Genomic DNA, 1,169 nt, shown 5'->3' on the forward strand with positions numbered 1-1,169 from the left:
GTGGACAGGGCAGATGCCGACGAGCTCAGGTTGCGCTGCGAGTTCAGGGATGCGACGTTGGTATTGATTACGGATGCCATGGTAATTCTCCAAAACTGGTACTGCTGATGGTTGGCGATTTGCTCTTTAACTTTGGCCCGTCACCCTGTTCCGTGACGTTCAAGCCGCTGTTGTTACTGGTAACGGTTGCCGTGCGGGAAGCTTTAGGGGATTTTTTGAGAGAAATATTTGCCGTGCGGACTCAAGCAGAGATGTTGCCGTGCGCTAAGACGACAGCGATTGACGGAACTTTAGGGCAAAAGAAAATAAAAAAGGCCGCGCGCTGGGAGGCGGCGGCCCGATGCTGCAGCAGAGATTGCAAACGTCACACGGCGTGATTGATCAGCAGGCCCTTGAAATTGTCCAGCGACTTGGAAATGCGCAGCGCTTCCTCGGTCGGGTACTGGCGTACCACCTCCTTCGTGTTCACGTCGATCAGCTTGACGACCGTGCGTTTGCTGTCCTCGTCGATGGAAAACTGCAGGCTGCGGTCGTTCGCCTGCATCGAATCGTTCAACTTGCCGACAGCGGCCTTCAATTCATCCATGGATGCCGGTGCATCCTTGGCCTTGACCGCCTGGGGTGTTTCGGTTGCCACAGCGGGTGTGCGCGTGCCGGCGACCGGTGGGTTGGCGGCCGTCTCGGCAGTCACCATCGTGCGGTCCCTGCCGCCGGACAGCGCACCCAGCGTATCGATAGTCATAATAGGCTCCTATAAACGGAAAAAGTTCCCCGTCTGGAAAACCAGGCGGGGAACCATGTTGAAGCTACCGCGGGCGATTAGCCGCGCAGCAGGCTCATCACGCCGTTCGGCAGCGAGTTGGCCTGGGCCAGCATCGCGGTACCCGCCTGCTGCAGGATCTGGCCACGGGTCATCGTGGCGGTCTCTGCGGCGAAGTCGGTGTCGACGATCCGGCTCTTCGATGCCGACAGGTTCTCGGTGGTCGATGCCAGGTTCGAGATGGCCGACGAGAAGCGCGACTGCAGTGCACCGTAGGCGGCACGCTGGGTGTTCACGGTCGACAGGGCGGCATCGGCGATCTTGATGGCAGCCTGGGCGCCTTCGAAGGTCGAGATGTCCAGGCTGGCGACGGACTTCAACGTCGAGGTATTGCCGCTGGCCAGACCGG

3 protein-coding genes are annotated in these 1,169 nt (G+C 59.7%); 1 reads left to right on the forward strand and 2 read right to left on the reverse strand.

Annotation, left to right across the window (positions count from 1 at the left end; translation table 11 throughout):
• The coding region (locus tag GM672_RS29045) for a hypothetical protein (protein WP_211517456.1) at positions 1 to 377 on the forward strand (377 nt) is incomplete at its 5' end.
• Here GM672_RS29045 and GM672_RS27655 read toward each other — a convergent pair.
• Both GM672_RS27655 and GM672_RS27660 read right to left on the reverse strand, forming a co-directional pair.
• On the reverse strand, positions 365 to 742 hold the full coding sequence (locus GM672_RS27655) for a flagellar protein FlaG (protein ID WP_155473690.1): 378 nt from the start codon (positions 740 to 742) through the stop codon (positions 365 to 367). The two genes, GM672_RS29045 and GM672_RS27655, sit on opposite strands and share 13 nt — an antisense overlap.
• Positions 743 to 819: 77 nt before the next feature.
• On the reverse strand, positions 820 to 1,169 hold a 350-nt coding region (locus tag GM672_RS27660), incomplete at its 5' end, for a flagellin (RefSeq protein ID WP_260115704.1).

This window comes from Pseudoduganella buxea (assembly GCF_009720835.1).
GTDB classification, from domain to species: Bacteria; Pseudomonadota; Gammaproteobacteria; order Burkholderiales; family Burkholderiaceae_D; genus Rugamonas; species Rugamonas buxea.